Annotated in this window: 38 protein-coding genes; 32 read left to right on the top strand and 6 right to left on the bottom strand. The window is 35.8% G+C overall.

Features of this window, described 5'->3' with window-relative positions:
- Window positions 1-28 precede the first annotated feature (28 nt).
- Window positions 29-604 (bottom strand): hypothetical protein, encoded by a 576-nt coding sequence (locus HCW_RS00750; protein ID WP_014660318.1) that lies wholly within the window; start codon window positions 602-604, stop codon window positions 29-31.
- 207 nt (window positions 605-811) lie between these two features.
- The gene (locus HCW_RS00745; RefSeq protein WP_014660317.1) at window positions 812-1,915 is read right to left on the bottom strand and encodes an ATP-binding protein; all 1,104 of its coding nucleotides are present in this window, start codon (window positions 1,913-1,915) and stop codon (window positions 812-814) included.
- A gap of 226 nt (window positions 1,916-2,141) precedes the next feature.
- On the opposite strand from HCW_RS00745, the gene rpsJ reads away from it, so the two are divergent.
- From rpsJ to HCW_RS00585, 32 genes are all read left to right on the top strand, one after another.
- The gene (gene rpsJ, locus HCW_RS00740; RefSeq protein WP_014660316.1) at window positions 2,142-2,456 is read left to right on the top strand and encodes a 30S ribosomal protein S10; all 315 of its coding nucleotides are present in this window, start codon (window positions 2,142-2,144) and stop codon (window positions 2,454-2,456) included.
- 40 nt (window positions 2,457-2,496) lie between these two features.
- Window positions 2,497-3,072 carry a 50S ribosomal protein L3 gene (gene rplC, locus HCW_RS00735; protein ID WP_014660315.1) on the top strand — a complete coding sequence of 192 codons (576 nt, stop codon included), beginning with the start codon at window positions 2,497-2,499 and terminating at the stop codon, window positions 3,070-3,072.
- 34 nt (window positions 3,073-3,106) lie between these two features.
- Complete coding sequence (gene rplD / locus HCW_RS00730; RefSeq protein ID WP_014660314.1) at window positions 3,107-3,760, top strand: 50S ribosomal protein L4; 654 nt, start codon at window positions 3,107-3,109, stop codon at window positions 3,758-3,760.
- 3 nt (window positions 3,761-3,763) lie between these two features.
- Window positions 3,764-4,045: a 50S ribosomal protein L23 gene (locus HCW_RS00725; protein WP_000763613.1), complete on the top strand. Its 282-nt coding sequence runs from the start codon at window positions 3,764-3,766 to the stop codon at window positions 4,043-4,045.
- A 17-nt stretch (window positions 4,046-4,062) separates the two neighbouring features.
- Window positions 4,063-4,893: a 50S ribosomal protein L2 gene (rplB, locus tag HCW_RS00720; protein WP_014660313.1), complete on the top strand. Its 831-nt coding sequence runs from the start codon at window positions 4,063-4,065 to the stop codon at window positions 4,891-4,893.
- 11 nt (window positions 4,894-4,904) lie between these two features.
- On the top strand, window positions 4,905-5,186 hold the full coding sequence (gene rpsS, locus HCW_RS00715; protein WP_014660312.1) for a 30S ribosomal protein S19: 282 nt from the start codon (window positions 4,905-4,907) through the stop codon (window positions 5,184-5,186).
- A 9-nt stretch (window positions 5,187-5,195) separates the two neighbouring features.
- On the top strand, window positions 5,196-5,567 hold the full coding sequence (gene rplV, locus HCW_RS00710) for a 50S ribosomal protein L22 (protein ID WP_014660311.1): 372 nt from the start codon (window positions 5,196-5,198) through the stop codon (window positions 5,565-5,567).
- Window positions 5,568-5,570: 3 nt separating this feature from the next.
- Window positions 5,571-6,275 (top strand): 30S ribosomal protein S3, encoded by a 705-nt coding sequence (gene rpsC / locus HCW_RS00705; protein ID WP_014660310.1) that lies wholly within the window; start codon window positions 5,571-5,573, stop codon window positions 6,273-6,275.
- Between the two features lie 2 nt (window positions 6,276-6,277).
- Window positions 6,278-6,703 (top strand): 50S ribosomal protein L16, encoded by a 426-nt coding sequence (rplP, locus tag HCW_RS00700; protein ID WP_014660309.1) that lies wholly within the window; start codon window positions 6,278-6,280, stop codon window positions 6,701-6,703.
- On the top strand, window positions 6,690-6,887 hold the full coding sequence (rpmC, locus tag HCW_RS00695) for a 50S ribosomal protein L29 (RefSeq protein WP_014660308.1): 198 nt from the start codon (window positions 6,690-6,692) through the stop codon (window positions 6,885-6,887). The genes rplP and rpmC overlap by 14 nt, the downstream gene beginning before the upstream one ends.
- Before the next feature lie 19 nt (window positions 6,888-6,906).
- Entirely contained in the window at window positions 6,907-7,167 is a 261-nt protein-coding gene (rpsQ, locus tag HCW_RS00690; protein ID WP_014660307.1) for a 30S ribosomal protein S17, read from the top strand.
- A gap of 4 nt (window positions 7,168-7,171) precedes the next feature.
- Entirely contained in the window at window positions 7,172-7,540 is a 369-nt protein-coding gene (gene rplN, locus HCW_RS00685; RefSeq protein ID WP_014660306.1) for a 50S ribosomal protein L14, read from the top strand.
- Window positions 7,540-7,761, top strand: coding sequence for a 50S ribosomal protein L24 (rplX, locus tag HCW_RS00680; protein WP_014660305.1), 222 nt, complete (start codon window positions 7,540-7,542; stop codon window positions 7,759-7,761). Before rplN ends, rplX begins: the two co-directional genes overlap by 1 nt.
- Window positions 7,762-7,773: 12 nt before the next feature.
- Complete coding sequence (gene rplE, locus HCW_RS00675) at window positions 7,774-8,319, top strand: 50S ribosomal protein L5 (RefSeq protein WP_014660304.1); 546 nt, start codon at window positions 7,774-7,776, stop codon at window positions 8,317-8,319.
- 11 nt (window positions 8,320-8,330) lie between these two features.
- Window positions 8,331-8,516, top strand: coding sequence for a type Z 30S ribosomal protein S14 (locus HCW_RS00670; RefSeq protein WP_014660303.1), 186 nt, complete (start codon window positions 8,331-8,333; stop codon window positions 8,514-8,516).
- A 10-nt stretch (window positions 8,517-8,526) separates the two neighbouring features.
- Window positions 8,527-8,922: a 30S ribosomal protein S8 gene (gene rpsH, locus HCW_RS00665; protein WP_014660302.1), complete on the top strand. Its 396-nt coding sequence runs from the start codon at window positions 8,527-8,529 to the stop codon at window positions 8,920-8,922.
- Between the two features lie 11 nt (window positions 8,923-8,933).
- Window positions 8,934-9,470, top strand: coding sequence for a 50S ribosomal protein L6 (rplF, locus tag HCW_RS00660; protein ID WP_014660301.1), 537 nt, complete (start codon window positions 8,934-8,936; stop codon window positions 9,468-9,470).
- 13 nt (window positions 9,471-9,483) lie between these two features.
- The gene (rplR, locus tag HCW_RS00655) at window positions 9,484-9,840 is read left to right on the top strand and encodes a 50S ribosomal protein L18 (protein ID WP_014660300.1); all 357 of its coding nucleotides are present in this window, start codon (window positions 9,484-9,486) and stop codon (window positions 9,838-9,840) included.
- 14 nt (window positions 9,841-9,854) lie between these two features.
- The gene (rpsE, locus tag HCW_RS00650; protein ID WP_014659320.1) at window positions 9,855-10,298 is read left to right on the top strand and encodes a 30S ribosomal protein S5; all 444 of its coding nucleotides are present in this window, start codon (window positions 9,855-9,857) and stop codon (window positions 10,296-10,298) included.
- A gap of 13 nt (window positions 10,299-10,311) precedes the next feature.
- The gene (gene rplO, locus HCW_RS00645) at window positions 10,312-10,713 is read left to right on the top strand and encodes a 50S ribosomal protein L15 (protein ID WP_014660299.1); all 402 of its coding nucleotides are present in this window, start codon (window positions 10,312-10,314) and stop codon (window positions 10,711-10,713) included.
- A 72-nt stretch (window positions 10,714-10,785) separates the two neighbouring features.
- On the top strand, window positions 10,786-12,048 hold the full coding sequence (gene secY, locus HCW_RS00640; protein WP_014660298.1) for a preprotein translocase subunit SecY: 1,263 nt from the start codon (window positions 10,786-10,788) through the stop codon (window positions 12,046-12,048).
- Between the two features lie 4 nt (window positions 12,049-12,052).
- On the top strand, window positions 12,053-12,814 hold the full coding sequence (gene map / locus HCW_RS00635) for a type I methionyl aminopeptidase (protein ID WP_014660297.1): 762 nt from the start codon (window positions 12,053-12,055) through the stop codon (window positions 12,812-12,814).
- Window positions 12,814-13,032: a translation initiation factor IF-1 gene (gene infA / locus HCW_RS00630; RefSeq protein WP_014659316.1), complete on the top strand. Its 219-nt coding sequence runs from the start codon at window positions 12,814-12,816 to the stop codon at window positions 13,030-13,032. Before map ends, infA begins: the two co-directional genes overlap by 1 nt.
- A gap of 77 nt (window positions 13,033-13,109) precedes the next feature.
- Window positions 13,110-13,223: a 50S ribosomal protein L36 gene (rpmJ, locus tag HCW_RS00625; RefSeq protein ID WP_014660296.1), complete on the top strand. Its 114-nt coding sequence runs from the start codon at window positions 13,110-13,112 to the stop codon at window positions 13,221-13,223.
- A gap of 3 nt (window positions 13,224-13,226) precedes the next feature.
- Window positions 13,227-13,589 (top strand): 30S ribosomal protein S13, encoded by a 363-nt coding sequence (gene rpsM, locus HCW_RS00620; protein WP_014660295.1) that lies wholly within the window; start codon window positions 13,227-13,229, stop codon window positions 13,587-13,589.
- Between the two features lie 25 nt (window positions 13,590-13,614).
- Window positions 13,615-14,010, top strand: coding sequence for a 30S ribosomal protein S11 (rpsK, locus tag HCW_RS00615; protein WP_014660294.1), 396 nt, complete (start codon window positions 13,615-13,617; stop codon window positions 14,008-14,010).
- A 9-nt stretch (window positions 14,011-14,019) separates the two neighbouring features.
- Window positions 14,020-14,646 carry a 30S ribosomal protein S4 gene (gene rpsD, locus HCW_RS00610; RefSeq protein WP_014660293.1) on the top strand — a complete coding sequence of 209 codons (627 nt, stop codon included), beginning with the start codon at window positions 14,020-14,022 and terminating at the stop codon, window positions 14,644-14,646.
- Window positions 14,647-14,657: 11 nt separating this feature from the next.
- Window positions 14,658-15,692, top strand: a complete 1,035-nt coding sequence (locus HCW_RS00605; RefSeq protein WP_014660292.1) for a DNA-directed RNA polymerase subunit alpha — start codon at window positions 14,658-14,660, stop codon at window positions 15,690-15,692.
- A complete protein-coding gene (gene rplQ, locus HCW_RS00600) occupies window positions 15,692-16,042 on the top strand; it encodes a 50S ribosomal protein L17 (protein WP_014660291.1) in 351 nt (116 codons plus the stop codon). The genes HCW_RS00605 and rplQ overlap by 1 nt, the downstream gene beginning before the upstream one ends.
- A gap of 192 nt (window positions 16,043-16,234) precedes the next feature.
- Complete coding sequence (locus HCW_RS00595) at window positions 16,235-17,407, top strand: hypothetical protein (protein WP_014660290.1); 1,173 nt, start codon at window positions 16,235-16,237, stop codon at window positions 17,405-17,407.
- Window positions 17,407-18,396 (top strand): DNA adenine methylase, encoded by a 990-nt coding sequence (locus HCW_RS00590; RefSeq protein WP_014660289.1) that lies wholly within the window; start codon window positions 17,407-17,409, stop codon window positions 18,394-18,396. Before HCW_RS00595 ends, HCW_RS00590 begins: the two co-directional genes overlap by 1 nt.
- A gap of 80 nt (window positions 18,397-18,476) precedes the next feature.
- Window positions 18,477-19,103 (top strand): class I SAM-dependent methyltransferase, encoded by a 627-nt coding sequence (locus HCW_RS00585; RefSeq protein WP_014660288.1) that lies wholly within the window; start codon window positions 18,477-18,479, stop codon window positions 19,101-19,103.
- Between the two features lie 71 nt (window positions 19,104-19,174).
- Here HCW_RS00585 and HCW_RS00580 read toward each other — a convergent pair whose 3' ends face one another.
- From HCW_RS00580 to HCW_RS00565, 4 genes are read right to left on the bottom strand one after another with little or no spacing between them, the layout of a single operon-like run.
- Window positions 19,175-19,618: a hypothetical protein gene (locus tag HCW_RS00580; RefSeq protein WP_014660287.1), complete on the bottom strand. Its 444-nt coding sequence runs from the start codon at window positions 19,616-19,618 to the stop codon at window positions 19,175-19,177.
- A 10-nt stretch (window positions 19,619-19,628) separates the two neighbouring features.
- Window positions 19,629-19,769: a hypothetical protein gene (locus HCW_RS09630; RefSeq protein WP_231283029.1), complete on the bottom strand. Its 141-nt coding sequence runs from the start codon at window positions 19,767-19,769 to the stop codon at window positions 19,629-19,631.
- Window positions 19,770-19,821: 52 nt separating this feature from the next.
- A complete protein-coding gene (locus tag HCW_RS08990; protein WP_231283028.1) occupies window positions 19,822-20,787 on the bottom strand; it encodes a hypothetical protein in 966 nt (321 codons plus the stop codon).
- Between the two features lie 28 nt (window positions 20,788-20,815).
- A complete protein-coding gene (locus tag HCW_RS00565; RefSeq protein ID WP_014660286.1) occupies window positions 20,816-21,481 on the bottom strand; it encodes a toll/interleukin-1 receptor domain-containing protein in 666 nt (221 codons plus the stop codon).
- Window positions 21,482-21,502: the final 21 nt, after the last annotated feature.

Here is a 21,502-nt window from a genome sequence, read left to right as displayed (position 1 = left end):
TAGCCTCCCCTTTCTAAGCTCAAAATTTTTATGAGAGTAAGAGTAAGCTTTCTAAAATTACACTCAAACTACCAGCGGTTTCTTTAGAGATTTTTATACCTCTTGAAGAAAAGTAATTGACTAAGTCGCTAGGCTCAATATGAGGGAATTGAGTCATCACATACACACGATTTTCTTTCTTATCAACAAAAGTCTCAATCGCAACAGATTTAGACACTAAAAAATCAATGATTGTAAAAATCGCATTGATATTTTCTTTTTTAAGAGCTTTGTAGAGACGCTCACGAGCCTTTTTAGCAAGAAAAAGAGATTCTAAGGTGCTATAAGCATTCATTCTAGCTCTTAAAAGGGCAATTTTCTCAGCATTCTTTTCTGGTGAAAGTTTGTCTTCATAATGAATGTATTCAGAATACAAGAATTGGTGCTTATCTGAAATTGAAGCAGAACCGATGTATTGATTAAGCGGATTGTCTTGAGCAAAAAGATTGGCTTTCACCCAATTAGGATAGCTTGCAACATCTTGCAACTTTTCTGCGTAAGCAACTGAACTAAAAAACCCTAAACTCAAAAGAGCGCATAAACTCAAAGCCTTGAAATTTTTCATAAAATTTCCTTGTAATAATAAAATATTTCTACTTTATAAGTTGTTGGCACAACCAAAAGTAGAAGTGATGTGAATTATATGTTTCATAGTTTAATGAATTGTAAAAAACTATAATTAAGTATTTAAGTATTTAAGTATTTAAGTATTTAAGTATTTAAGTATTTAAGTATTTAAGTATTTAAGTATTTAAGTATTTAAGTATTTAGATTATACTAAAATTGATTTAATATTTAAAGAAAATTCTATAAAACTCATATGCTTATAAGCTTTAGAGAATATTTGATTATCGCTTTTAGAATCCCCATTGATAGATACAATAAGGGTTTTTAAAGCATGTTTTTCACACCATAAAAGTTGTTTATTAAGAAAGGCTGGAGTAGGGAAAACATGCGCTATAAGAGCCAATTTTGGCACTGAATTTTCAAGCAAAATAAAAAGACCATTATCTTTAGTGCGAATTTGATAATAAGGGAATTGCTTATAAAGCTCCAAAAAAACCATGTTTTCAAATACGCTTAAAAGTGAGGGATTAGAAGTTAAATGATAGGGGAGAGCAAAGTCATATAAATAGAGCTTGGTTTTATTGTTTTCAAAATTTGGCACTAAAAAAATAAGGCGTTTTTCTTCTAAAATATGCAAGAATTTATAAAGGGTATCTTTAGAGATTTTTAACTCTTTTTTTAGTTGCGTATAGAGATAAAAGGCTGTTGTGAAATGCGATTGATGGATACATATTTTAGAGAGTAGGGGCGCATAAGTTTGAAAAGCAAGTTTAATATTTTTTTGTTTTTGTAGGGTTTTTTCTCGCTCGTTGTGGCTTTCAAAAAAGCGTAAATCTAGTGTATTGCCCTCTTTTAAAAAGCGATTAAAAAGCATGTTTTTGGGAGTATTTGGTTTAAATGAGGTTATATATTCTTTAAAAATCAGTCCTAATGTGTAGTAGGGGGTAAAGTCTTGTGGGATTTTAAAAGGGCTTAGAAGGCTAGGAATTAGAACAATTTTGGGGATTTTGGGTAGGCTAAAATCTAATTGAGAAATATTATCCAAAATAAGCAAGTCCATTTTCTTTTCTAAATGCCATTTTAAAAGCCAAGCGCTTAGAGAGCTTTTATTCAAACGCATGTCATTATAATCTATGTAAATGGGACTTTTAAAATGCTTAGTCATTTCAAAAGCAAATGAGCTTTTACCCACTTGTGGTGCGCCTAAAAGACAAATCCTATCGCTACTTGTATCTAAAAGGGGGTTTTGCAAGAAGGCATTAGAAGAAGTCTCAAAAGGGCCAAAGGGCTTTAAACAAGAAAAAGGCATAATATCTCCCAATCTTTATTTTTAGAATGTCTAACTCACAAGTGAAAGTATGCCATGTTTTCTTTATTATTTCCTTATAAAAAGGAAGTAAAATATTCCAAAAAGTGCCTAAAAAGCGTTAGATTTATTGACTAAGTAGCGCAATTTTAGTAGTATTTTAGTTTTTAATTTATTGTTTTGTCCTATTCTTAGAGTGGGCGAAACGAGTTCTTTAGGAGAGTTTTATATGGAAAAAATCAGGTTAAAGCTCAAAGCTTATGACCACAGGGTGTTGGACCGCTCAGTTGTAGCGATTGTGGAGGCAGTAAAGCGTTCTGGTTCTGAAATTAGAGGGCCTATTCCTTTACCTACAAAAAACAAGCGCTACACTGTTTTACGCTCTCCACACATTAACAAGGATTCAAGAGAGCAGTTTGAAATTAGGGTGTATAGCCGATTGATTGATATTGTTTCAGCGACACCAGAAACAGTAGATAGCTTGATGAAGTTGGATTTAGCCCCTGAAGTAGATGTAGAAGTAACTTCTATGGAAGCCAAATAGGGCTTAAGACCATTTAAGATTAAATTATAAGGGTTAAATCATGGAATTTTTAGTTCAAAAGATAGGTATGAGTCGCACCGTTGGCGCTGACAGCATTCCTGTAACTTTGCTTAAGGTTTTAGAGGCTAAAGTATGCCAGCTAGAGAATGGCAAAGCACTTGTTGCCTATGCTATGCATAAGAAATATAATAAGGCGATTGAAGGTCAGCAAAAGAAATACCAACTCAGCAAAGAGTTTAATCATTTTGCTACTTTAAAAGCCTCTCATCAACAAGAGCTTGGCGATTTAGATGTAAGCGTTTTAGAAACACTTAAAAAAGTTAAAGCAAGTTTTAAGACAAAAGGTAGAGGTTTTGCGGGTGCAATGAAGCGTTGGAATTTCCAAGGTGGTCCTGCAGCGCATGGTAGCCGATTCCATCGTCGTTTAGGTTCTATTGGTAACAGAGAATGGCCAGGTCGTGTGCAAAAGGGCAAGAAAATGGCAGGTCATTATGGTAATGAGCTAGTAACCGGTCAAAATGAAGTTATCTCTTTTGACAAAGAAAGCATGGTATTAGTGCTTAAAGGCTCAGTAGCCGGTTTTTCTGGAGCTTATGGGCGCATTAGAGCGCTATAAGTTGTGTTTGCAATCAACAATAAGGGGTTAATCAATGAGTAAGGCCATCGTTTTAGACAGCCATTTGAAAGAAAAGGGTAATGTTGAATTACCCAAAAGATATGAGGAAATCAATAGTCATAACCTCTATCTATATGTAAAACATTATTTGTCATCTATGCGTGCTAATACTGCTAAGAGCAAGAATCGCTCTGAAGTAAGTGGGGGTGGTAGAAAGCCTTGGGCACAAAAAGGTGGCGGAAGAGCAAGAGCAGGAAGTATCACCTCTCCAGTATTTGTGGGTGGTGGTGTATCTCATGGTGCTACAAATAATCGTAATTACGACCTTAAAATCAATAAAAAACAAAAGCGTTTAGCGTTAGAATATGCTTTGGAAGAAAAAGCAAAAATTAACAAGCTTTTTATTACGGAAAAAATTGCCATAGAGGGCGTTGTTGAAGATGGAAAAAGAAAGCATTTAACCAAAGAAGCGCATAAAATGTTTTCTGCATTAAAGCAAAGAGATACTTTATTTGTATGCATGAATATGGACGAATACACCGAGTTGGCATTCAATAATCTTAAAAAATGTCTTATCGTTGATGTATATGAATTAAATGCGTATCTTCTAGCGGCATTTAGTTCAGTAGTTATGGAAGAAGAAGCTTTCAATTATATTGTGCAAGATAAGCAAAAGACAGAGGAGTAAAAAATGGCAGACATCATGGATATCAAGTCAATTCTTTACACCGAGAAATCATTAGGATTGCAAGAGAAGGGTGTTTTAGTAGTGCAAACAGCACAAAATGTTACTAAGAATCAGCTCAAAGAAGTGTTTAAAACTTATTTTGGTTTTGAACCCCTTAAAATCAATTCTTTGAAACAAGAGGGTAAAGTCAAGCGTTTTAGAGGCAAGCTTGGGCAAAGAAAATCATTTAAGAAATTTTATGTAAAAGTTCCAGAGGGCGCTAGTATTGCAGCCCTTGGTGCTTAGTAGAAAGGAGAAAGCGCATGGCTATTAAGACTTATAAGCCCTATACGCCAAGTAGGCGTTTTATGTCTGTGTTGGACTCTAAAGACATCACAGCAAAAAGTAGCGTTAGAGGCTTATTAACTAAGCTCAAAGCGACTGCAGGTAGAAACAATAATGGACGCATTACAAGCCGTCATAAAGAGCGTGGAGCTAAAAAGCTTTATCGTATTATTGATTTCAAGCGCAATAAGTATAATATTGAGGGTAAAGTTTCTGCGATTGAATACGACCCTTATAGAAATTCACGCATTGCTTTGGTGGTTTATCCTGATGGTGATAAGCGCTATATTTTACAACCAAGTGGATTGAAAGTGGGAGATAGCATTATTGCTGCTGAGGGCGGTCTAGATGTTAAAGTAGGTTTTGCCATGAAATTAAAAAGCATTCCTATTGGAACGGTGGTTCATAACATTGAAATGCACCCCGGAGCTGGCGGTCAGTTAGCAAGAAGTGCGGGTATGAGCGCTCAAATTATGGGTAGAGAGGGTAAATATACTATCCTTAGAATGCCAAGTTCTGAAATGCGCTACATTTTGAGTGAGTGCATGGCAACTATTGGCGTGGTAGGGAATGAAGATTTTATCAATGTCTCTATTGGTAAAGCAGGACGCAATCGTCATAGAGGGATTCGCCCACAAACTCGTGGTAGTGCGATGAACCCAGTAGATCACCCACATGGTGGTGGTGAAGGTAAAACAGGAACAAGCGGTCATCCTGTATCACCTTGGGGTATTCCAGCTAAGGGCTATAAAACTAGACGCAAGAAAGCTAGTGATAAGCTTATTATTTCTAGAAAGAAACATAAATAAAGGGTTAAAGAATGGCTAGGTCAATTAAGAAAGGTCCTTTTATAGACGACCACTTGATGAAGAAGACGCTTAAGGCAAAAGAGGGTAAAGATAATCGCCCTATTAAAACATGGTCAAGAAGAAGCACCATTTTGCCTGAAATGATTGGTTTTACCTACAATGTGCATAATGGAAGAGTTTTTGTTCCTGTATATGTTACTGAAAACCATGTAGGTTATAAGTTAGGAGAGTTTGCTCCTACTAGAACCTTTAAAGGACACAAGGGTAGTGTCCAAAAGAAGATTGGTAAGTAAGGGGATAGAATGAGTAGAGCATTATTAAAATTTGTGCGATTATCTCCTACTAAGGCAAGATTGATTGCTAGACAAATTCAAGGTATGAATGCTGAGTTAGCGATTGCTAGTTTAGAGTTTACTCCCAATAAGGCTGCTAGAGTGCTTTCAAAAGTAATTGCTTCTGCAGTAGCTAATGGAGGATTAGACGCTAAGAATGCTGTAATTATCTCTTGTAGAGTTGATGCAGGTCCTGTGCTTAGACGCTCTATGCCAAGAGCTAAGGGTAGAGCCACAGCGATTAGAAAACCTACTTCGCATGTGTTGGTGGTTGTAGCAGAGGCTAAAGAGTCTGTGCAGTCTTCTAAGAGCAATAAAAAAACAAAAGTAAAAGGTGAGTAGCGTATGGGACAAAAAGTTAATCCGATAGGTTTGAGATTAGGTATCAATAGGAATTGGACTTCTAGATGGTTTCCTAGCGCTCGCACTGCTCCATCTAATATTGATGAGGATTATCAAATTAGAAAGTTCCTTAAAAAAGAGCTTTACTATGCAGGTGTGAGTGAAATTGTAATTGAAAGAGCAGCTAAGAAGTTGCGTGTTACAGTTGTTGCAGCTCGCCCGGGACTTATCATTGGAAAAAAAGGTGTAGATATTGAGAAAGTTAAAGAGGGCTTAAAAAAGCTTATCAAAAAAGAAGTTTCTATCAATATCAAAGAAGTTAAACGCCCACAAGCTAATGCTCAATTAGCAGCAGAAAATGTAGCAACTCAATTAGAAAAAAGAGTGGCTTTCCGCCGTGCAATGAAAAAGGTTATGCAAGGTGCATTAAAATCTGGTGCCAAAGGTGTTAAAGTGCGTGTTTCTGGTCGTCTAGCCGGCGCTGAAATTGCTCGCACAGAATGGTATATGGAAGGGCGTGTTCCATTGCATACTTTAAGAGCTAAGATTGATTATGGTTTTGCAGAGGCAATGACTGTATATGGAATTATTGGCGTAAAAGTATGGATTTTCAAAGGGGAAGTTTTACAAAAGGGCATCCAATTTGAAAAGAAAGAAGAAGCTAGAGAAGAAAGAGAGCCTAGAAGAAGTAGAAGAGGGAGGCAATAATTATGTTAATGCCAAAAAGAACAAAATATAGAAAGCAAATGAAAGGACGCAATCGTGGTAAAGCTTATCGTGGCAATTCCATTGCGTTTGGAGATATTGCGATTAAAGCTATAGAGCATGGAAGAATTGACTCAAGACAAATTGAATCTGCAAGGGTGGCTATGACTAGACACATTAAAAGAGCAGGTAAGGTTTGGATTAGAGTATTCCCAGATAAGCCTTTAACAGCAAAACCTTTAGAAACTAGAATGGGTAAAGGTAAGGGTTCTGTAGAAAAATGGGTAATGAATATTAAGCCTGGAAGAATCGTTTATGAAATGTTAGGCATTGAAGAAGGTTTAGCTAGAGAAGCTTTAGCATTGGCTCAAAGCAAGCTCCCTTTTAAAACTAAAATTGTAACTAGCGAGAGTGAAAATGAAATATACTGAGTTAAAAGACAAGAGTATTGGGGAGTTAAAAGAGTTGTTGCATGCTAAGAAAGCGGAACTTTTTGAGTTACGCATTAAATTAAAGGCTATGCAATTGAGTAATCCTAACGAGATTAAGAAAGCTAGAAGAAATATTGCTCGCATTAATACCGCTATTAATGCGCATCAATCTTCAAATGTTTAGTTAAAAAAGGGTAAAAGTTATGAATACTAAAGAGCCACATAAGAGGCTAGTGCAAGGCAAGGTTATCAGCAAATCAGCTGATAAGAGCGCTGTTATCCTTGTAGAGAGGAAAGTAGTGCATGCAAAATACCGCAAGATTGTTAAGAAGTTTAAGAAATATACTATTCATGACCAAGACAATCAAGTAAAAGTAGGAGATGTGGTAAGTGCGATTGAGTGCAGACCTATTTCTAAGACCAAATCTTTTACGCTTAAAGAAATTTTAGTAGTGGGAGTGTAAGGTTATGATACAAAGTTTTACAAGATTAACCGTAGCAGACAATAGTGGTGCTAAGGAAATTATGTGTATTAAAGTATTGGGAGGAAGTCATAAGCGCTATGCGAGCGTAGGTAGCGTGATTGTAGCTTCTGTAAAAAAAGCTATTCCCAATGGTAAGGTAAAGCGTGGTCAAGTAGTAAAAGCAGTTATTGTTAGAACTAAAAAAGAAATTCAAAGAAAAAATGGTTCTTTAGTGCGCTTTGATGATAATGCAGCCGTAATCTTAGATGCCAAAAAAGACCCTATTGGCACAAGGATTTTTGGACCAGTGAGCAGAGAAGTGCGTTATGCTAATTTTATGAAAATCATCTCTTTAGCTCCGGAGGTTTTATAATGAAGTGCAAGATTAAAAAAGACGACATGGTTAAAGTCATTGCAGGAGACGATAAGGGAAAGGTCGCTAAGGTTTTAGCGGTGTTTCCTAAGACTTCTGAAGTGATTGTAGAAGGGTGCAAAGTGGTAAAAAAAGCAATTAAGCCCACTGATGATAACCCTAAGGGGGGCTTTATTCAAAAAGAAAAGCCCATGCATATTTCTAATGTGAAGAAAGCATAAGGAGCTCTTGTTATGTTTGGTTTGAAACAATTTTATCAAGATGAAGTGCGAGCAAAGCTTGCACAAGAATTAGGGATTACAAACCCTATGCTTTTACCTAGATTAGAGAAGATTGTTATTAGTGTGGGTGCTGGTATGCATTCAAAAGATATGAAAATTATGCAAAATATCGCTCAAACTATTTCTCTAATTGCGGGTCAAAAAGCCGTGATTACTAAAGCAAAAAAATCTGTTGCAGGTTTTAAAATTAGAGAAGGTATGGCTGTAGGAGCAAAGGTTACTTTAAGAAATAAGCGCATGTATAATTTCTTAGAAAAACTCATCGTTATTTCTTTGCCAAGAGTGAAAGACTTTAGAGGTATTTCAAGAAATGGCTTTGATGGGCGTGGGAATTATACTTTTGGTATCAATGAGCAGTTGATTTTCCCAGAAGTAGTTTATGATGATATTATGGTAAGTCATGGTATGAATATCACTATGGTAACTTCCACAGATAGCGATAAAGAAGCATTCAAGTTGTTAGAGTTGCTTGGATTGCCTTTTGCAAAAGTAAGATAAGGGATTAAGATATGGCTAAAAAATCAATGATAGCAAAGGCTCAGAGAAAACCAAAATTTGGGGTAAGAGCTTACACAAGATGCAGAATCTGTGGCAGACCTCACTCTGTTTATAGAGATTTTGGACTTTGTAGAGTATGCCTTAGAAAAATGGGCAATGAGGGTTTAATCCCAGGTCTTAGAAAAGCTAGTTGGTAAGGAATAAAATATGGTAAATGATGTAATTGCAGATTCATTAACTCGCTTGAGAAATGCTTCTATGCGTCGCTTAGAAGTTACTCAGCTCTATTATGCCAAAATTGTAGTTTCTATTTTAGAAATCTTCAAAGAAAAAGGTTTTATTAAAGATTACAATATCAAAGATAAAGATAAGAAACAATCTATTTTTGTGCAGTTGGCTTATGATGAAAAAGGGCATTCAAAAATTAGCGAAGTAAAGCGCTTAAGTAAGCCCGGTCGTCGTGTATATAAGCAAAAAAGTGAATTAAAGCGCTTTAAGAATGGTTATGGCGTGATTGTAGTAAGCACTTCTAAGGGTGTTATCACTAACGAAGAGGCCTACAGACAAAATGTCGGTGGCGAAGTGCTTTGCAGTATTTGGTAAAGGATTAAAAGATGTCAAGAATTGGAAAAAGAATCATTGAAATCCCTAGCTCTGTTCAAGTTAATGTTGAGGGGAGCAAGTTACTTTTTAAAAATAGCAAAGAAAAGCAAGAATTAGAAACTCATGCTAGAGTAAAAATTGTGCTTGAAAACAACCAATTAAGTTTTCAACCTGTAGGCGAAGACGCACAATCAAGAGCGTATTGGGGGACTTATGGTGCTTTGGCCAATAATATTGTTATTGGTTTGAGCACTGGCTTTAGCAAATCTTTAGAAGTAAATGGAGTGGGCTATAAAGTCGCTTTAAGTGGTAAGGTTTTAGATTTAAGCTTAGGCTTTAGCCATCCGGTTAAATATCCTATTCCAGAGGGAATTGAGATTGCTGTAGAGAAGAATGTTATCACCATTAAAGGAAGTGATAAGCAAAAAGTAGGACAAGTTGCTGCAGAAATTAGAAGTTTCAGACCGCCAGAGCCATATAAAGGTAAGGGCGTGAAATACAGCGATGAAGTGATTATTAGAAAAGCTGGTAAAACGGCTAAAAAATAAGTAAGGTAGAGCTATGAACGCGAAAGCATTATATAAAAAGAAAGCCTTAAGAGAGCGCAGAAAATTAAGAATTAAAAGCAAGCTCTTTGGCGATGCATTAAGACCAAGAGTGAGTGTGTTTCGCTCAAATCGCTATTTTTATGCTCAAGCCATTGATGATGTTAAGCAACACACACTAGCACATATAGATGGCAGAAAATTAGGGCTAAAAAACACTCAAGAAGATGCCAAAAAACTAGGAGCACTCTTTGCAGAGCAACTTAAGAAAGCAGGAGTTGAGCAAGTGGTTTATGATAGGAATGGCTATCTCTATCATGGTGTAGTTGCAACATTTGCAGAGACTTTGAGAGAGAATGGGATTGTCCTATAATGGAAAGGAAAAGTATGGAAGAGATTAATAGAGAAGAATTTCAAGAAGTAGTCGTTAATATTGGTCGTGTAACTAAGGTTGTTAAAGGTGGTAGAAGATTTCGCTTTAACGCTTTGGTGGTTGTGGGCAATAAAAATGGGCTTGTAGGTTTTGGTCTAGGTAAAGCTAAAGAAGTGCCTGATGCGATTAAAAAAGCTGTAGATGATGCCTTTAAAAACCTTATTCATGTAACTATCAAGGGAACAACCATCGCCCACGATATTGAGCATAAATACAATGCGAGTCGTATTTTATTGAAACCTGCAAGTGAAGGAACAGGAGTTATTGCTGGTGGTTCAACACGCCCCATTATTGAATTGGCAGGGATTAAGGATATTCTAACCAAGTCTTTAGGCTCAAATAATCCCTACAATGTTGTGCGTGCGACTTTTGACGCTTTAGCCAAGATTAAAGCATAATTAAAGGATTGTAATGGGACTAGAAAATTTAAAACCAGCAGTTGGTAGTGTTAAAAAAATTAAGCGTGTTGGTCGTGGTCAAGGAAGTGGCATGGGTAAGACGGCTACAAGAGGTGGCAAAGGTCAAACAGCAAGAACCGGTTATAAAGCCAAGAGAGGTTTTGAGGGCGGACAGCAACCTTTACAGCGCCGTCTTCCTAAAGTAGGCTTTAGAACTAAAGACTCTCATATTTATGCTATTAATGTAGAGAAATGTGAGGCTATTAAGAATTTAGAAGAAATTACTTTTTCAAGCTTGCGTGCGTTGCATCATTTTCCTCTCTATATTGAGGGTGTGAAGTTGATTGGAAAAGGTGCTTTAGCTCTAGCTTCTAAAATCAAAGATGAGAGAATTAAAACAAGCGGGCAAAAGTAATGATAAAAATAATTCAAGCCTTAGTGAGCTTTGGCTTAATTAAATTAGAGAAATTAAGGGTAGGTTAGGATTATGAATAAAGCAATTGCAAGTAAGATTTTCATTACCTTAGGTTTTTTATTTCTCTATAGAATTCTTGCGTATATTCCTATTCCCGGCGTGGATTTAGCCGCTATCAAAGCGTTTTTTGATAATAACTCAAATAACGCCTTAGGCTTATTTAATATGTTTAGTGGGGATGCAGTCTCTCGCTTAAGCATTATTTCTTTAGGAATTATGCCCTATATTACTTCCTCTATTATTATGGAACTTTTAAGCGCTACTTTCCCTAATCTAGCCAAGATGAAGAAAGAGCGTGATGGTATGCAAAAATACATGCAAATTGTGCGCTATGCTACGATTGTTATCACTCTTATACAAGCAGTAAGCGTATCAGTGGGTCTAAGAAGTATTAGTGGTGGTGCTAATGGTGCTATCATGATTGATATGCAAGTTTTTATGGTGATTGCAGCTTTTTCTATGCTTACAGGAACAATGTTGCTTATGTGGATAGGAGAGCAGATTACGCAACGAGGCGTTGGCAATGGGATTAGTCTTATTATCTTTGCAGGAATTGTTTCTGGTATTCCTTCAGCAATTTCTGGGACATTTAATTTAGTTAATACGGGCGTAATCAATGTTTTAATGTTGATTGGTATTGTGCTGATTGTTTTAGCAACTATTTTTTCTATTATTTATGTAGAGTTGGCTGAGAGAAGAATCCCTATTTCTTATGCTCGTAAAGTAGTTATGCAAAACCAAAATAAGCGCATTATGAATTACATTCCTATTAAGCTAAATTTGAGCGGGGTAATCCCACCAATTTTTGCTTCAGCATTATTAGTGTTCCCCTCTACTATTTTACAACAAGCTACTTCTAATAAAACCTTGCAAGCTATTGCAGATTTTTTAAGTCCTCAAGGGTATGCGTATAATATTTTGATGTTTTTACTTATTATATTCTTTGCATATTTTTATTCCTCTATCGTTTTTAATTCTAAAGATATTGCGGATAATTTGAGGCGTAATGGAGGGTATATTCCGGGACTTAGACCCGGAGAGGGAACTTCATCTTTTTTAAATTCTGTAGCAAGTAAGCTTACCTTATGGGGCTCACTCTACTTAGCATTAATCTCTACTGTGCCTTGGATTTTAGTTAAGGCTATGGGTGTTCCTTTCTATTTTGGGGGGACAGCAGTATTGATTGTCGTTCAAGTAGCGATTGATACGATGAAAAAGATTGAGGCGCAAGTCTATATGAGTAAATATAAGACTTTGAGTGCGGTAGGTTTTTAGCCTCATGGCTATTTCTATTAAAAGCCCTAAGGAAATCTCAGCATTAAGAAAAGCGGGTGAATTTACGGGTAGAACCCTTGCACTTCTCAAAGAAAATGTGCGTGTAGGCATAACGCTTTTAGAGCTAGATAAAATAGCAGAAGATTTTATCTTGTCTCTTGGAGCTAAGCCTGCATTCAAAGGGCTATATGGTTTTCCAAATACGGTGTGTATTTCAGTCAATGAGGTTGTTATACATGGCATTCCTACAGATTATGCCTTAAAAGAGGGCGACATTGTAGGTTTGGATTTGGGAGTAGAATTTCAAGGTTATTATGGTGATTCAGCCCTTACTCTTCCTGTGGGCAATATAAGCTCTAAAGATAAGGCGTTGTTGGCTTGTTCTAAGGAGACTTTAGAAGAGGCTATTTCTTCTATTAAAGTGGGCATGCATTTTAAGGAATTGAGCCAAGTGCTAGAAAAAGCAATTATAGAGCGTGGCTTTGTTCCCTTGAAAGGTTTTTGTGGGCATGGTATTGGTAGAAAACCCCATGAAGAACCTGAAATTCCTAATTATTTGGAAAAAGGTGTCAAGCCTAGTAGTGGTCCCAAAATTAAAGAGGGCATGGTGTTTTGTTTGGAGCCTATGGTCTGTCAGCAAAAAGGCGAGCCTAAAATTTTACAAGACAAGTGGAGTGTAATCTCAGTAGATGGGCTCAATACAAGCCATCATGAGCATACTATCGCCATTGTTGGCAATCAAGCAGTAATTCTTACGGAGTATTAATGGCAAGAGATGATGTTATAGAGGTTGATGGGAAAGTGATTGAGGCGTTGCCTAATGCTACCTTTAAGGTAGAGTTAGACAATAAGCATGTAGTGCTGTGTAGGATTTCTGGAAAAATGCGCATGCATTACATTAGGATTTCTTTAGGTGATAGGGTGAAGTTAGAGCTTACTCCCTATAGTTTGGACAAAGGTCGAATAACTTTTAGGTATAAGTAATGCCTTAAGAGTTATTTTAACGAAAACATGATATTATAAAAGTTTTTAGTAGTGCCTAATATCAAAGGAGCGAAATTATGAAAGTCAGGCCATCAGTAAAAAAGATGTGCGATAAGTGCAAGATTATTAAGAGAAGGGGCGTTATCAGAGTTATCTGTGTTACCCCTAAACATAAACAAAGACAAGGATAAAGCATGGCAAGGATTTCTGGTGTAGATTTACCAAAGAAAAAGAGAGTTGAGTATGCGCTTACCTATATTTATGGGATTGGTCTAAAAAGTTCAAGAGAAATTTTAGAGGCCGTGGGCGTTTCTTTTGACAAGCGTGTGCATGAATTGAGTGAAGATGAAGTTTCTAGCATTGCCAAGAAAATCCAGCAAAGTTACTTGGTAGAGGGTGATTTGCGTAAAAAAGTCCAAATGGATATTAAATCTTTAATGGATTTGGGAAGTTATCGTGGTATTAGACATCGTAAGGGTCTTCCTGTGCGTGGTCAAACTACCAAGAATAACGCAAGAACTCGCAAGGGTAAGAAGAAAACCGTTGGTAGCAAGTAGCAAAGATTAAGGAGATTATGGTTTTATGGCTAAAAGAAACACAGCGACTAAAAAGAAAGTCGTCAAAAAGAACATCGCTAGAGGGGTTGTTTATATTTCAGCAACTTTCAATAATACCAACATCACAGTTACTGATGAAATGGGCAATGTGATTTGTTGGAGCACAGCGGGTGGATTAGGTTTTAAGGGTTCTAAAAAATCTACCCCTTATGCAGCTCAGCAAGCTGTAGAGAGCGCTTTAGGCAAAGCTAAAGAACATGGTGTTAAAGAAGTAGGCATTAAGGTTCAAGGTCCCGGAAGTGGGCGTGAAACTGCCATTAAAAGTGTAGGTGCAACTGAGGGCATTAAAGTGCTTTGGATTAAAGATATTACCCCTCTTCCTCATAATGGTTGCAGAGCGCCTAAAAGAAGAAGAGTATAAGGAGGTTTTATGGCAAGATATAGAGGTGCAGTAGAGAAATTAGAAAGGCGTTTTGGAGTTTCTTTAGCATTAAAAGGCGAAAGAAGACTAAGTGGAAAAAGCGCTCTTGATAAGAGAGCATATGGACCGGGTCAGCATGGACAAAGACGCGCTAAAATCTCTGAATATGGTTTGCAATTAAGAGAAAAGCAAAAAGCCAAAATGATGTATGGTATTTCTGAAAAGCAATTTAGAAGTATTTTTGTAGAGGCTAACCGCTTAGATGGTAATACGGGGGAAAATCTCATTCGTTTGATTGAGAGAAGATTGGATAATGTAGTTTATCGCATGGGATTTGCTACGACTAGAAGTTCTGCTAGACAATTAGTAACACATGGGCATGTGCTTGTAGATGGTAAGCGCTTAGATATTCCATCTTATTTTGTGCGTTCAGGTCAAAAAGTTGAGATTATTGAAAAAACTAAGAATAATCCTCAAGTAATGCGTGCAATGGATTTAACTGCTCAAACAGGCATTGTTCCTTGGATTGATGTAGAGAAAGATAAGAAATATGGTATCTTTACTCGCTATCCTGAAAGAGAAGAAGTGGTTATCCCCATTGAGGAAAGACTAATCGTAGAATTGTATTCTAAGTAAGGGGTTAGAGCATGAAATTTATCAAAACAGCGCCCTTGATTCCCTCAGAAATCAAGGTGCTAGAGAAAGAGGGTAATCGTGTCAAGATTTCTCTAGCTCCGTTTGAGTTTGGTTATGCCGTTACACTTGCTCACCCTATTAGAAGATTATTGCTTTTAAGCTCTGTGGGATATGCACCCGTAGGGCTGAAAATTGAGGGTGTTCACCATGAATTTGATTCTTTAAGGGGAGTTACTGAAGATGTGTCTCTCTTTATTATGAATTTAAAGAATATTCGTTTCGTGGCTAAGGCTTTAGACAACCAAGAAATGACTCAAGAATCTCAGTCTGTTGTAGTGGATTATTCTTTTAAAGGGCCTAGAGAGCTTAAGGCTAAAGACTTAGCCTCTGAGCATGTAGAAATTGTAAATCCAGAGATGCCTTTAGCAACTATCAATGAAGATGCGCAACTAAATTTTTCTCTTATTATTTATAAGGGTATGGGCTATGTGCCTAGTGAAAATGTGCGCCATTTAGTGCCAGAGGATTACATGCCTTTAGATTGCTCTTTTACACCAATTAAGAATGTGGTTTATGATATTGAAAATGTTTTGGTTGAGGGCGACCCTAACTATGAAAAAATTATTTTCAATATTGAAACAGATGGACAAGTTGACCCTTATGATGCGTTTTTAGCAGCAGTAAAGGTTATGGGTAAGCAATTGGGTGTTTTTGGCGAGACCCCTATTGCAAATACTGAGCATTCAAGCGATTATTCTCATAAAGATGATTCTAAGGACTTGCTCGCTAAGATTGAAACTATGAACTTAAGCGCTAGATGTTTTAATTGCTTGGATAAAATTGGCATTAAGTATGTGGGTGAACTCGTTTTAATGAGTGAAGACGAGCTTAAGGGCGTAAAAAATATGGGCAAGAAGTCCTATGATGAAATCGCAGAAAAGCTTAGTGATTTAGGCTATCCTATAGGCACAGAGTTGAGTGCTGAACAGAAAGAAAATTTGAAAAAAAGATTAGAAAGACTAGAAGACAAGGGAGGTAATGACTAATGAGACATAGGCATGGATACCGCAAGCTTGGCAGAACAAGCTCACACAGAAAAGCATTGTTAAAAAATTTAGCGATTGCTTTGATTGAACACAATAAAATTGAAACCGGAATTTACAAGGCGAAAGAATTACGCAGTTATATTGAGAAACTAACTACAGTGGCTCGCAATGGTGATTTTAACGCACACCGTCATGTTTTTGCGTATTTGCAAAATAAGGAAGCTACTCACAAGCTTGTAACTGAAATCGCACCTAAATATGCAGAAAGAAATGGTGGTTATACAAGAATCCAACGCACCACCTTTAGAAGAGGGGATGCTTCTACGCTCGCTACGATTGAATTCGTGTAAGCTTTCATTTTTAATTAACCAAAGCTCTTTGTGGGCTTTAGGTTAAACTTCATTGTGAAATTTTTAGACTTATCAAAAGACTTTTTTAGCTAAAACTCACTTAATTAGGATTGCTTGATTAAGATTTCGCTTTTGCAATATGTTAAAATATAGTTCTATTTTTATAAAATATATAGCTTTGGAGGATAAGAAATGGCAACTACACATGTTTTTATTGTGGATACAAGGACTTTTGATATTCATTTGCGTTATTTATTTGCTGGGACAGGAGCAGGAGAGTGCGTAATAAATTTTAATAATTCTTTTGAGACCCCTATCCATTTTGCAACGGAAAATAATTTACTAGGAATGATAGCAGATGGTTCTAGGATTAGAGAGGGTGATTTTATTCTATTTTATTTGCAACAAAATTTTAGTGAAGGGGTTTATGAAGGGAAATTTTATGGTATCTTTCAAGCTGCATCAAGATTGTTTTTAGATAATAATGATGGTTTGCAATATCTAAAAAATGATTTAGGCAAATCTTTAACCTTTAGAGTTTTAATTAAGCCTTATTTGGTTTATCCAAAGGGGGTTAGCGAATACAACGCTTTGGATAATATCGCATGCATACAAGAACCTAATCAAATGTGTTGGAGTTTGATTTATCGCAAACTTAAGGGAAATCGTGGCAATACTATGATTACGCTATATGAAAGTGAATATTTGCGCAAATGGTTGGCATATGAAAATCAAAGTCAAGCCATTTATGATTGTTTTAATCAGCCAAACTCTTTTTATTTTGACAAAGAGAGCCAAACCATAAAAGCATGTCAAAATGATGCTCCGACTTTTTATGATGGCAGACAAGAACCAATTAGCATATTACCCAGATTGCTCACTAAATACAATAAAGGCAATCAGTTTGAAACGCATTTGCAAGCTTATATCTTGCAAAATTTAGAAAATTTACTTCCTAGTTGGCAGGTTAATTGGCAAATTAATTGGATTGGCAATGAAGTTTCTTGTGGTGTGGGCATGCAACGCATTGATATTTTAATAGATGTGATAGATAGGGCAGATAATTTAAGGAAAATTATCCCTATTGAATTAAAATCTACACCTATTTATGGAGGCATTAGCTGTCAATTACAGCGTTATTGTGATTGGTTAAAGCAATACTATCTTCCTAATCATAGTTATCCAAGGATAGTTCCTATGATTATTGCAAGAGCGATTGATAAGACTTCAAGAGAATGGCAATTTTTCAAAGATGAGATATTAGATTTCAACAATCGCAATCAAGTTATGTTACAATACATAGAATTTAGCATTAATGGTAGCGATATCTCTTTTGAAAAAATCCAATATACAAGCACCAAATAATGAACTACATCGGCTCTAAATACAAGCTCATTGCTTTTATCAAAGAAAATATTCACGCTGTTGTGGGCAACAATCTCTCTAACGCTATTTTTTGTGATTTATTCGCTGGCACAGGCATTGTGGGTCGTGCGTTTAAACGAGCTGTTAGAAAAGTGATTTCTAATGATTTGGAGTATTATAGCTTTGTGCTGAATCAAAATTATATTTATAACACTAAAGAAATTCCTAATAAAGAAGAGCTCATTAACATGCTTAATAGCGTTACTTTAAAAAAAGGCTTTATCTATTCGCATTATTCTTTAGGGGGGAGCAAAAGGCAATATTTTAGCGAAATAAACGCTCAAAAAATTGATGCGATGCGTTTAAAAATTGAAGAACTCAAACTTTCTCAAAGCATTGATAGCAACACCTATTACTTTTTGCTCGCTTCATTATTAGAGAGTGCGGATAAGGTGGCTAACACCGCTTCGGTTTATGGAGCTTTTTTAAAGCAACTCAAAAGAAGCGCATCAAAAGAACTGATATTAGAAAGCGCTCATTTTGATTTGAGTCAAAATTCAAACGAAGTGTATCAGCAAGATTCTAATGATTTGATTGAAAAGATTTCGGGGGATATTTTGTATTTAGACCCCCCTTATAATGCGAGACAATACGGAGCGAATTACCATTTATTAAACACGATTGCCACTTACAAGCCTTTCATTCCAAAGGGAAAAACCGGCTTGCCTAACTATCAAAAATCATCTTATTGCTCTCGTGCTAAAATTTTAAACGCTTTTGAAAATTTGATAAAAAAAGCCCGATTCAAACACATCTTTTTAAGCTACAACAACGAAGGGCTTATGAGTGAAACAGAGATTAGAAATATCTTAGAGAAATACGGCACTTACTCATTAGCCACAAAAACTTACACACGCTTTAAAGCTGACAGCAAACGCGCGCAAAAAGCCACGCACACCAAGGAATGTTTGCATATCCTTGTTAAGTGATTCAAAATAGGCGTTTTTTAACTTAGTTAAATCATTCTTTTGTATAATATCCATTTACTTTTATACAATAAGGATTTTTCTTGGATACTCATCAAGGGCAGGCTATTTATAATCCATGGGTATTAAAAATCTATGATTTATGGGTTTTAGGCATATCTAACCGCTTTTTTTGGCGTTGTGAAACTAAAAGGATAGAAAATTTGTTTTTGCAAAATGTCAGTTCTAATCACGCTGATGTCGGCGTAGGGACAGGCTATTATCTCAAAAAATGCCCTTTAGAAAAAATTGCATTACTAGACTTAAACCCTAATAGTCTAGAAATGACACAAAATCGCCTTTTACCCCTAAAAGCTAAGGCTTATCAAGTAGATGTTTTAAAGCCCATTAAGCTAGATTGTGAGCCTTTTGATTCAATGAGCGTGAATTATTTATTACATTGCTTACCCGGGAATTTGGAGCAAAAAGGCAAGTGCTTTGAATATCTACGACCCTTATTGAATAAGGGGGCATGCGTATTTGGTAGCACGATTTTAAATTTTAATCATAACAAACTAGGCTCAAAGCTTATGAAAATTTACAACCAAAAAGGCATCTTCTCTAATCTCCACGATAACAAAGAAAGCTTAAAGCGTGTTTTAGAACACTATTTTAAAGAAGTAAAAATAGAAATAGTGGGATGCGTAGCGTTGTTTAAGGCTAAAGTTTAGAACAAAATATTTGAAAGACTTTTATAAAGAATAGCCAATCAAAGCCAAAAGCATTAAAGAAACTACAATATCTATTTGATAAAAAAACAGAGACCATAGACCACTAAACACAAAGTTAACGCCATATAGGGGAAAAGACTAATTGATTTATGGCAAAACATGACAGATAAGACTTGCAGTAGTTTGCAAGTTTTCTTAATAGGTAAAACTTCAAACATTCTTTCATCAGTCTTAAGTCTATTTTCTATGAGCCACTTATATTGCTCTCTAAATAACCTTTCTTGTTTGAGATAATACGCATCTAAAAACCAAAAGCATAGTAACAATACCGCTAAAACACATAATCCATAAAGATTAGAAATTGACTCTATTTTAAGAGATAAGACCCCTACAGCCAAAGCAAGAGTCCATTTCTTACATTCTAAAGAATTTTGTGCCATTCTATTGATAACACCTTGCAAAATTTTCAGCTCTTCTACAAGGATTTTTTCTCTGTCTATGGGGTTGTTATCCATTGCTTATGGCTTATTTTTTCTCAAAGTTAAATTTATAAGTGCCTTTATTGGTTTGAAGTTCAGCCTCTAAGAGTTTTGAGCATTTATAAGAGATAGTTGCAGACTCGCCAAACTTCAATTCTTGTAGCATGGGGATATGTTTGTCTTGCAACTCTTTGATTTTTTGGTCTATCTCTTGGAGCTTGTTGGTTACTTCATTTAACTTAGCTTGGTATTTTTTGCAAGTCTTCTGTCAATGGTTGCAGTTCTTTATCTGTTATTGCCCTAAGTTTTTCTGGGGCGCTACTCACAATTTCTTTAAAAAGAAAGTTGGTTATAGTGGGTAATTTTTCATTGATAGACTTTATAAATGATGAGTTAAATCTATAGTGGTCTTTTATCTTATTGTAGATTGCAATAAGCTCTGATGCAGTTGTGGAAATTTTTTGGTTATTGATATAATCAGCGTAGTTTTTCAAGATTTTTAGTTCTGATTCTATCTCTGCATTTAACTCTATACCTGGACCTCCTTGATAATAGTGCATCCAATTAAGATATGTATATTCATTAACTTTTCTCGCTGTATTGTATGCTCTATTTGCTTTTTCCGCAATGTCTTTTTTAATTCCATTTGCAGTAAATATATTTGCAATATCTTTTTTAAGGGCATAAAAGAACTTAAGTGCATAATAGATATCAGGAAGCGATTCGCTTGAAAGTGATTTCTTGAGATAATCAAATATAAAAGCTCTCTGTTTCTGTAGTTGCATGTATTGCTTAGAGTTTTCATCTAGTGTATCAAGTTTATTTTCTGTGCTAAAATCCCAATCATAGTATTTCTCAATTGTGTCTAGTCCTTTCATTTTGTTTTCAAACTCTTTTAAGGATTGTTGCTCAAGAGTGATTTCTTGTTGGGTTGCGTTTAAGGCTTTTTCAAAGCGTTGTTTAGTGTTTTCAAGCCCTTCTTTTTCTCGCGTAAGCCTTTCTAAACTTATGGGGACTTGTAGAGTGGAATATTCACAATTCCCACGATTGAGCTTGAGATTTTCAAGAGTAATATTATCTATTTTGGAGTTTATTTGCAGTTTAGTTCCATAGTTAACTATCTCAACCGGTGATTCGCCACCACCACAGCCTACTAAATATAGTGCCAAACAGCTTGCACCCAGTAATTTTTGATAAGTTTTCATTCTGTATCCTTTGTTATAAGATTAAAATTCATTTTTTTATAATCAATTCACATAAATTATCAAGAGAGATGGTTTCAAATCCTTTTAATAATTCTGTGATGTTGTGAGAAACACGCATGGCTGTAATGCGTGGTTTTTGTAGAAAGGCATTAACAATTTTTAGCTCTTCATAAATCCATGCTGAATAAGTAATACTTGATAGTCCTTGATAGGAAATGCTGTTCTTGCTTTGTAGAAACACAAAATAAGGGCATTTTTGAATCATTATTTCTAAAGATTCTCTAAGAATGAGCGTGAAAGCATCTTCAATCTCGCTGATATCATCATCGTATTCCGCTATTTCGTTTAGAATTTCATCTTTATAATCCCAAAAGAGTGAATCCACAAACACTTTGCAATTTGTATTGCTTTCTAAATAATTTTTGACCTTTAAGACTTGTTTTTCATCTCTATGTGAATGTGAGAGAAACACTTGGGCATTTTTTAGCTGTGGCATAAAGGGGTTAAAAAAGGCTTTTTTAATTTCATTGTGATTTAAAGCTATATCATTGTTAGAATGCTTGGCTTTTTTAATCAGTTCATAAATTTTTCTAGCTACTTCATTAGCTTGATTGCTTGTGCTATGGTCTGTATAGTATGTGGCTAAAATTCTTTGACTTTCTTTGCTTAAGTCAACCACAAAGGCTTTTTTCATATAATTCCTTTTATTTTTTAC

This window comes from Helicobacter cetorum MIT 00-7128 (assembly GCF_000259255.1).
GTDB lineage: Bacteria > Campylobacterota > Campylobacteria > Campylobacterales > Helicobacteraceae > Helicobacter > Helicobacter cetorum_B.
Note: the sequence above shows the minus strand (reverse complement) of the source record. Positions and strands in the feature narration are given on the sequence as shown.

Coding starts and splice junctions, on each gene's coding strand:
- rpsH (WP_014660302.1), top strand. CDS start 8,527: ATGGTAAATGATGTAATTGCAGATTCATTAACTCGCTTGAGAAATGCT.
- rpsJ (WP_014660316.1), top strand. CDS start 2,142: ATGGAAAAAATCAGGTTAAAGCTCAAAGCTTATGACCACAGGGTGTTG.
- HCW_RS00595 (WP_014660290.1), top strand. CDS start 16,235: ATGGCAACTACACATGTTTTTATTGTGGATACAAGGACTTTTGATATT.
- rplE (WP_014660304.1), top strand. CDS start 7,774: ATGTTTGGTTTGAAACAATTTTATCAAGATGAAGTGCGAGCAAAGCTT.
- HCW_RS00605 (WP_014660292.1), top strand. CDS start 14,658: ATGAAATTTATCAAAACAGCGCCCTTGATTCCCTCAGAAATCAAGGTG.
- HCW_RS00670 (WP_014660303.1), top strand. CDS start 8,331: ATGGCTAAAAAATCAATGATAGCAAAGGCTCAGAGAAAACCAAAATTT.
- rpsM (WP_014660295.1), top strand. CDS start 13,227: ATGGCAAGGATTTCTGGTGTAGATTTACCAAAGAAAAAGAGAGTTGAG.
- rplR (WP_014660300.1), top strand. CDS start 9,484: ATGAACGCGAAAGCATTATATAAAAAGAAAGCCTTAAGAGAGCGCAGA.
- rplB (WP_014660313.1), top strand. CDS start 4,063: ATGGCTATTAAGACTTATAAGCCCTATACGCCAAGTAGGCGTTTTATG.
- rpsK (WP_014660294.1), top strand. CDS start 13,615: ATGGCTAAAAGAAACACAGCGACTAAAAAGAAAGTCGTCAAAAAGAAC.
- rpmJ (WP_014660296.1), top strand. CDS start 13,110: ATGAAAGTCAGGCCATCAGTAAAAAAGATGTGCGATAAGTGCAAGATT.
- rpsE (WP_014659320.1), top strand. CDS start 9,855: ATGGAAGAGATTAATAGAGAAGAATTTCAAGAAGTAGTCGTTAATATT.
- rplN (WP_014660306.1), top strand. CDS start 7,172: ATGATACAAAGTTTTACAAGATTAACCGTAGCAGACAATAGTGGTGCT.
- rplC (WP_014660315.1), top strand. CDS start 2,497: ATGGAATTTTTAGTTCAAAAGATAGGTATGAGTCGCACCGTTGGCGCT.
- rplV (WP_014660311.1), top strand. CDS start 5,196: ATGAGTAGAGCATTATTAAAATTTGTGCGATTATCTCCTACTAAGGCA.
- HCW_RS00565 (WP_014660286.1), bottom strand. CDS start 21,481: ATGAAAAAAGCCTTTGTGGTTGACTTAAGCAAAGAAAGTCAAAGAATT.
- rpmC (WP_014660308.1), top strand. CDS start 6,690: ATGAAATATACTGAGTTAAAAGACAAGAGTATTGGGGAGTTAAAAGAG.
- rplD (WP_014660314.1), top strand. CDS start 3,107: ATGAGTAAGGCCATCGTTTTAGACAGCCATTTGAAAGAAAAGGGTAAT.
- rplF (WP_014660301.1), top strand. CDS start 8,934: ATGTCAAGAATTGGAAAAAGAATCATTGAAATCCCTAGCTCTGTTCAA.
- HCW_RS00745 (WP_014660317.1), bottom strand. CDS start 1,915: ATGCCTTTTTCTTGTTTAAAGCCCTTTGGCCCTTTTGAGACTTCTTCT.
- HCW_RS00725 (WP_000763613.1), top strand. CDS start 3,764: ATGGCAGACATCATGGATATCAAGTCAATTCTTTACACCGAGAAATCA.
- rpsS (WP_014660312.1), top strand. CDS start 4,905: ATGGCTAGGTCAATTAAGAAAGGTCCTTTTATAGACGACCACTTGATG.
- secY (WP_014660298.1), top strand. CDS start 10,786: ATGAATAAAGCAATTGCAAGTAAGATTTTCATTACCTTAGGTTTTTTA.
- HCW_RS00750 (WP_014660318.1), bottom strand. CDS start 604: ATGAAAAATTTCAAGGCTTTGAGTTTATGCGCTCTTTTGAGTTTAGGG.
- rpsQ (WP_014660307.1), top strand. CDS start 6,907: ATGAATACTAAAGAGCCACATAAGAGGCTAGTGCAAGGCAAGGTTATC.
- HCW_RS08990 (WP_231283028.1), bottom strand. CDS start 20,787: ATGAAAACTTATCAAAAATTACTGGGTGCAAGCTGTTTGGCACTATAT.
- rplP (WP_014660309.1), top strand. CDS start 6,278: ATGTTAATGCCAAAAAGAACAAAATATAGAAAGCAAATGAAAGGACGC.
- infA (WP_014659316.1), top strand. CDS start 12,814: ATGGCAAGAGATGATGTTATAGAGGTTGATGGGAAAGTGATTGAGGCG.
- HCW_RS00590 (WP_014660289.1), top strand. CDS start 17,407: ATGAACTACATCGGCTCTAAATACAAGCTCATTGCTTTTATCAAAGAA.
- HCW_RS00580 (WP_014660287.1), bottom strand. CDS start 19,618: ATGGATAACAACCCCATAGACAGAGAAAAAATCCTTGTAGAAGAGCTG.
- rplO (WP_014660299.1), top strand. CDS start 10,312: ATGGGACTAGAAAATTTAAAACCAGCAGTTGGTAGTGTTAAAAAAATT.
- map (WP_014660297.1), top strand. CDS start 12,053: ATGGCTATTTCTATTAAAAGCCCTAAGGAAATCTCAGCATTAAGAAAA.
- rpsD (WP_014660293.1), top strand. CDS start 14,020: ATGGCAAGATATAGAGGTGCAGTAGAGAAATTAGAAAGGCGTTTTGGA.
- rplQ (WP_014660291.1), top strand. CDS start 15,692: ATGAGACATAGGCATGGATACCGCAAGCTTGGCAGAACAAGCTCACAC.
- rpsC (WP_014660310.1), top strand. CDS start 5,571: ATGGGACAAAAAGTTAATCCGATAGGTTTGAGATTAGGTATCAATAGG.
- rplX (WP_014660305.1), top strand. CDS start 7,540: ATGAAGTGCAAGATTAAAAAAGACGACATGGTTAAAGTCATTGCAGGA.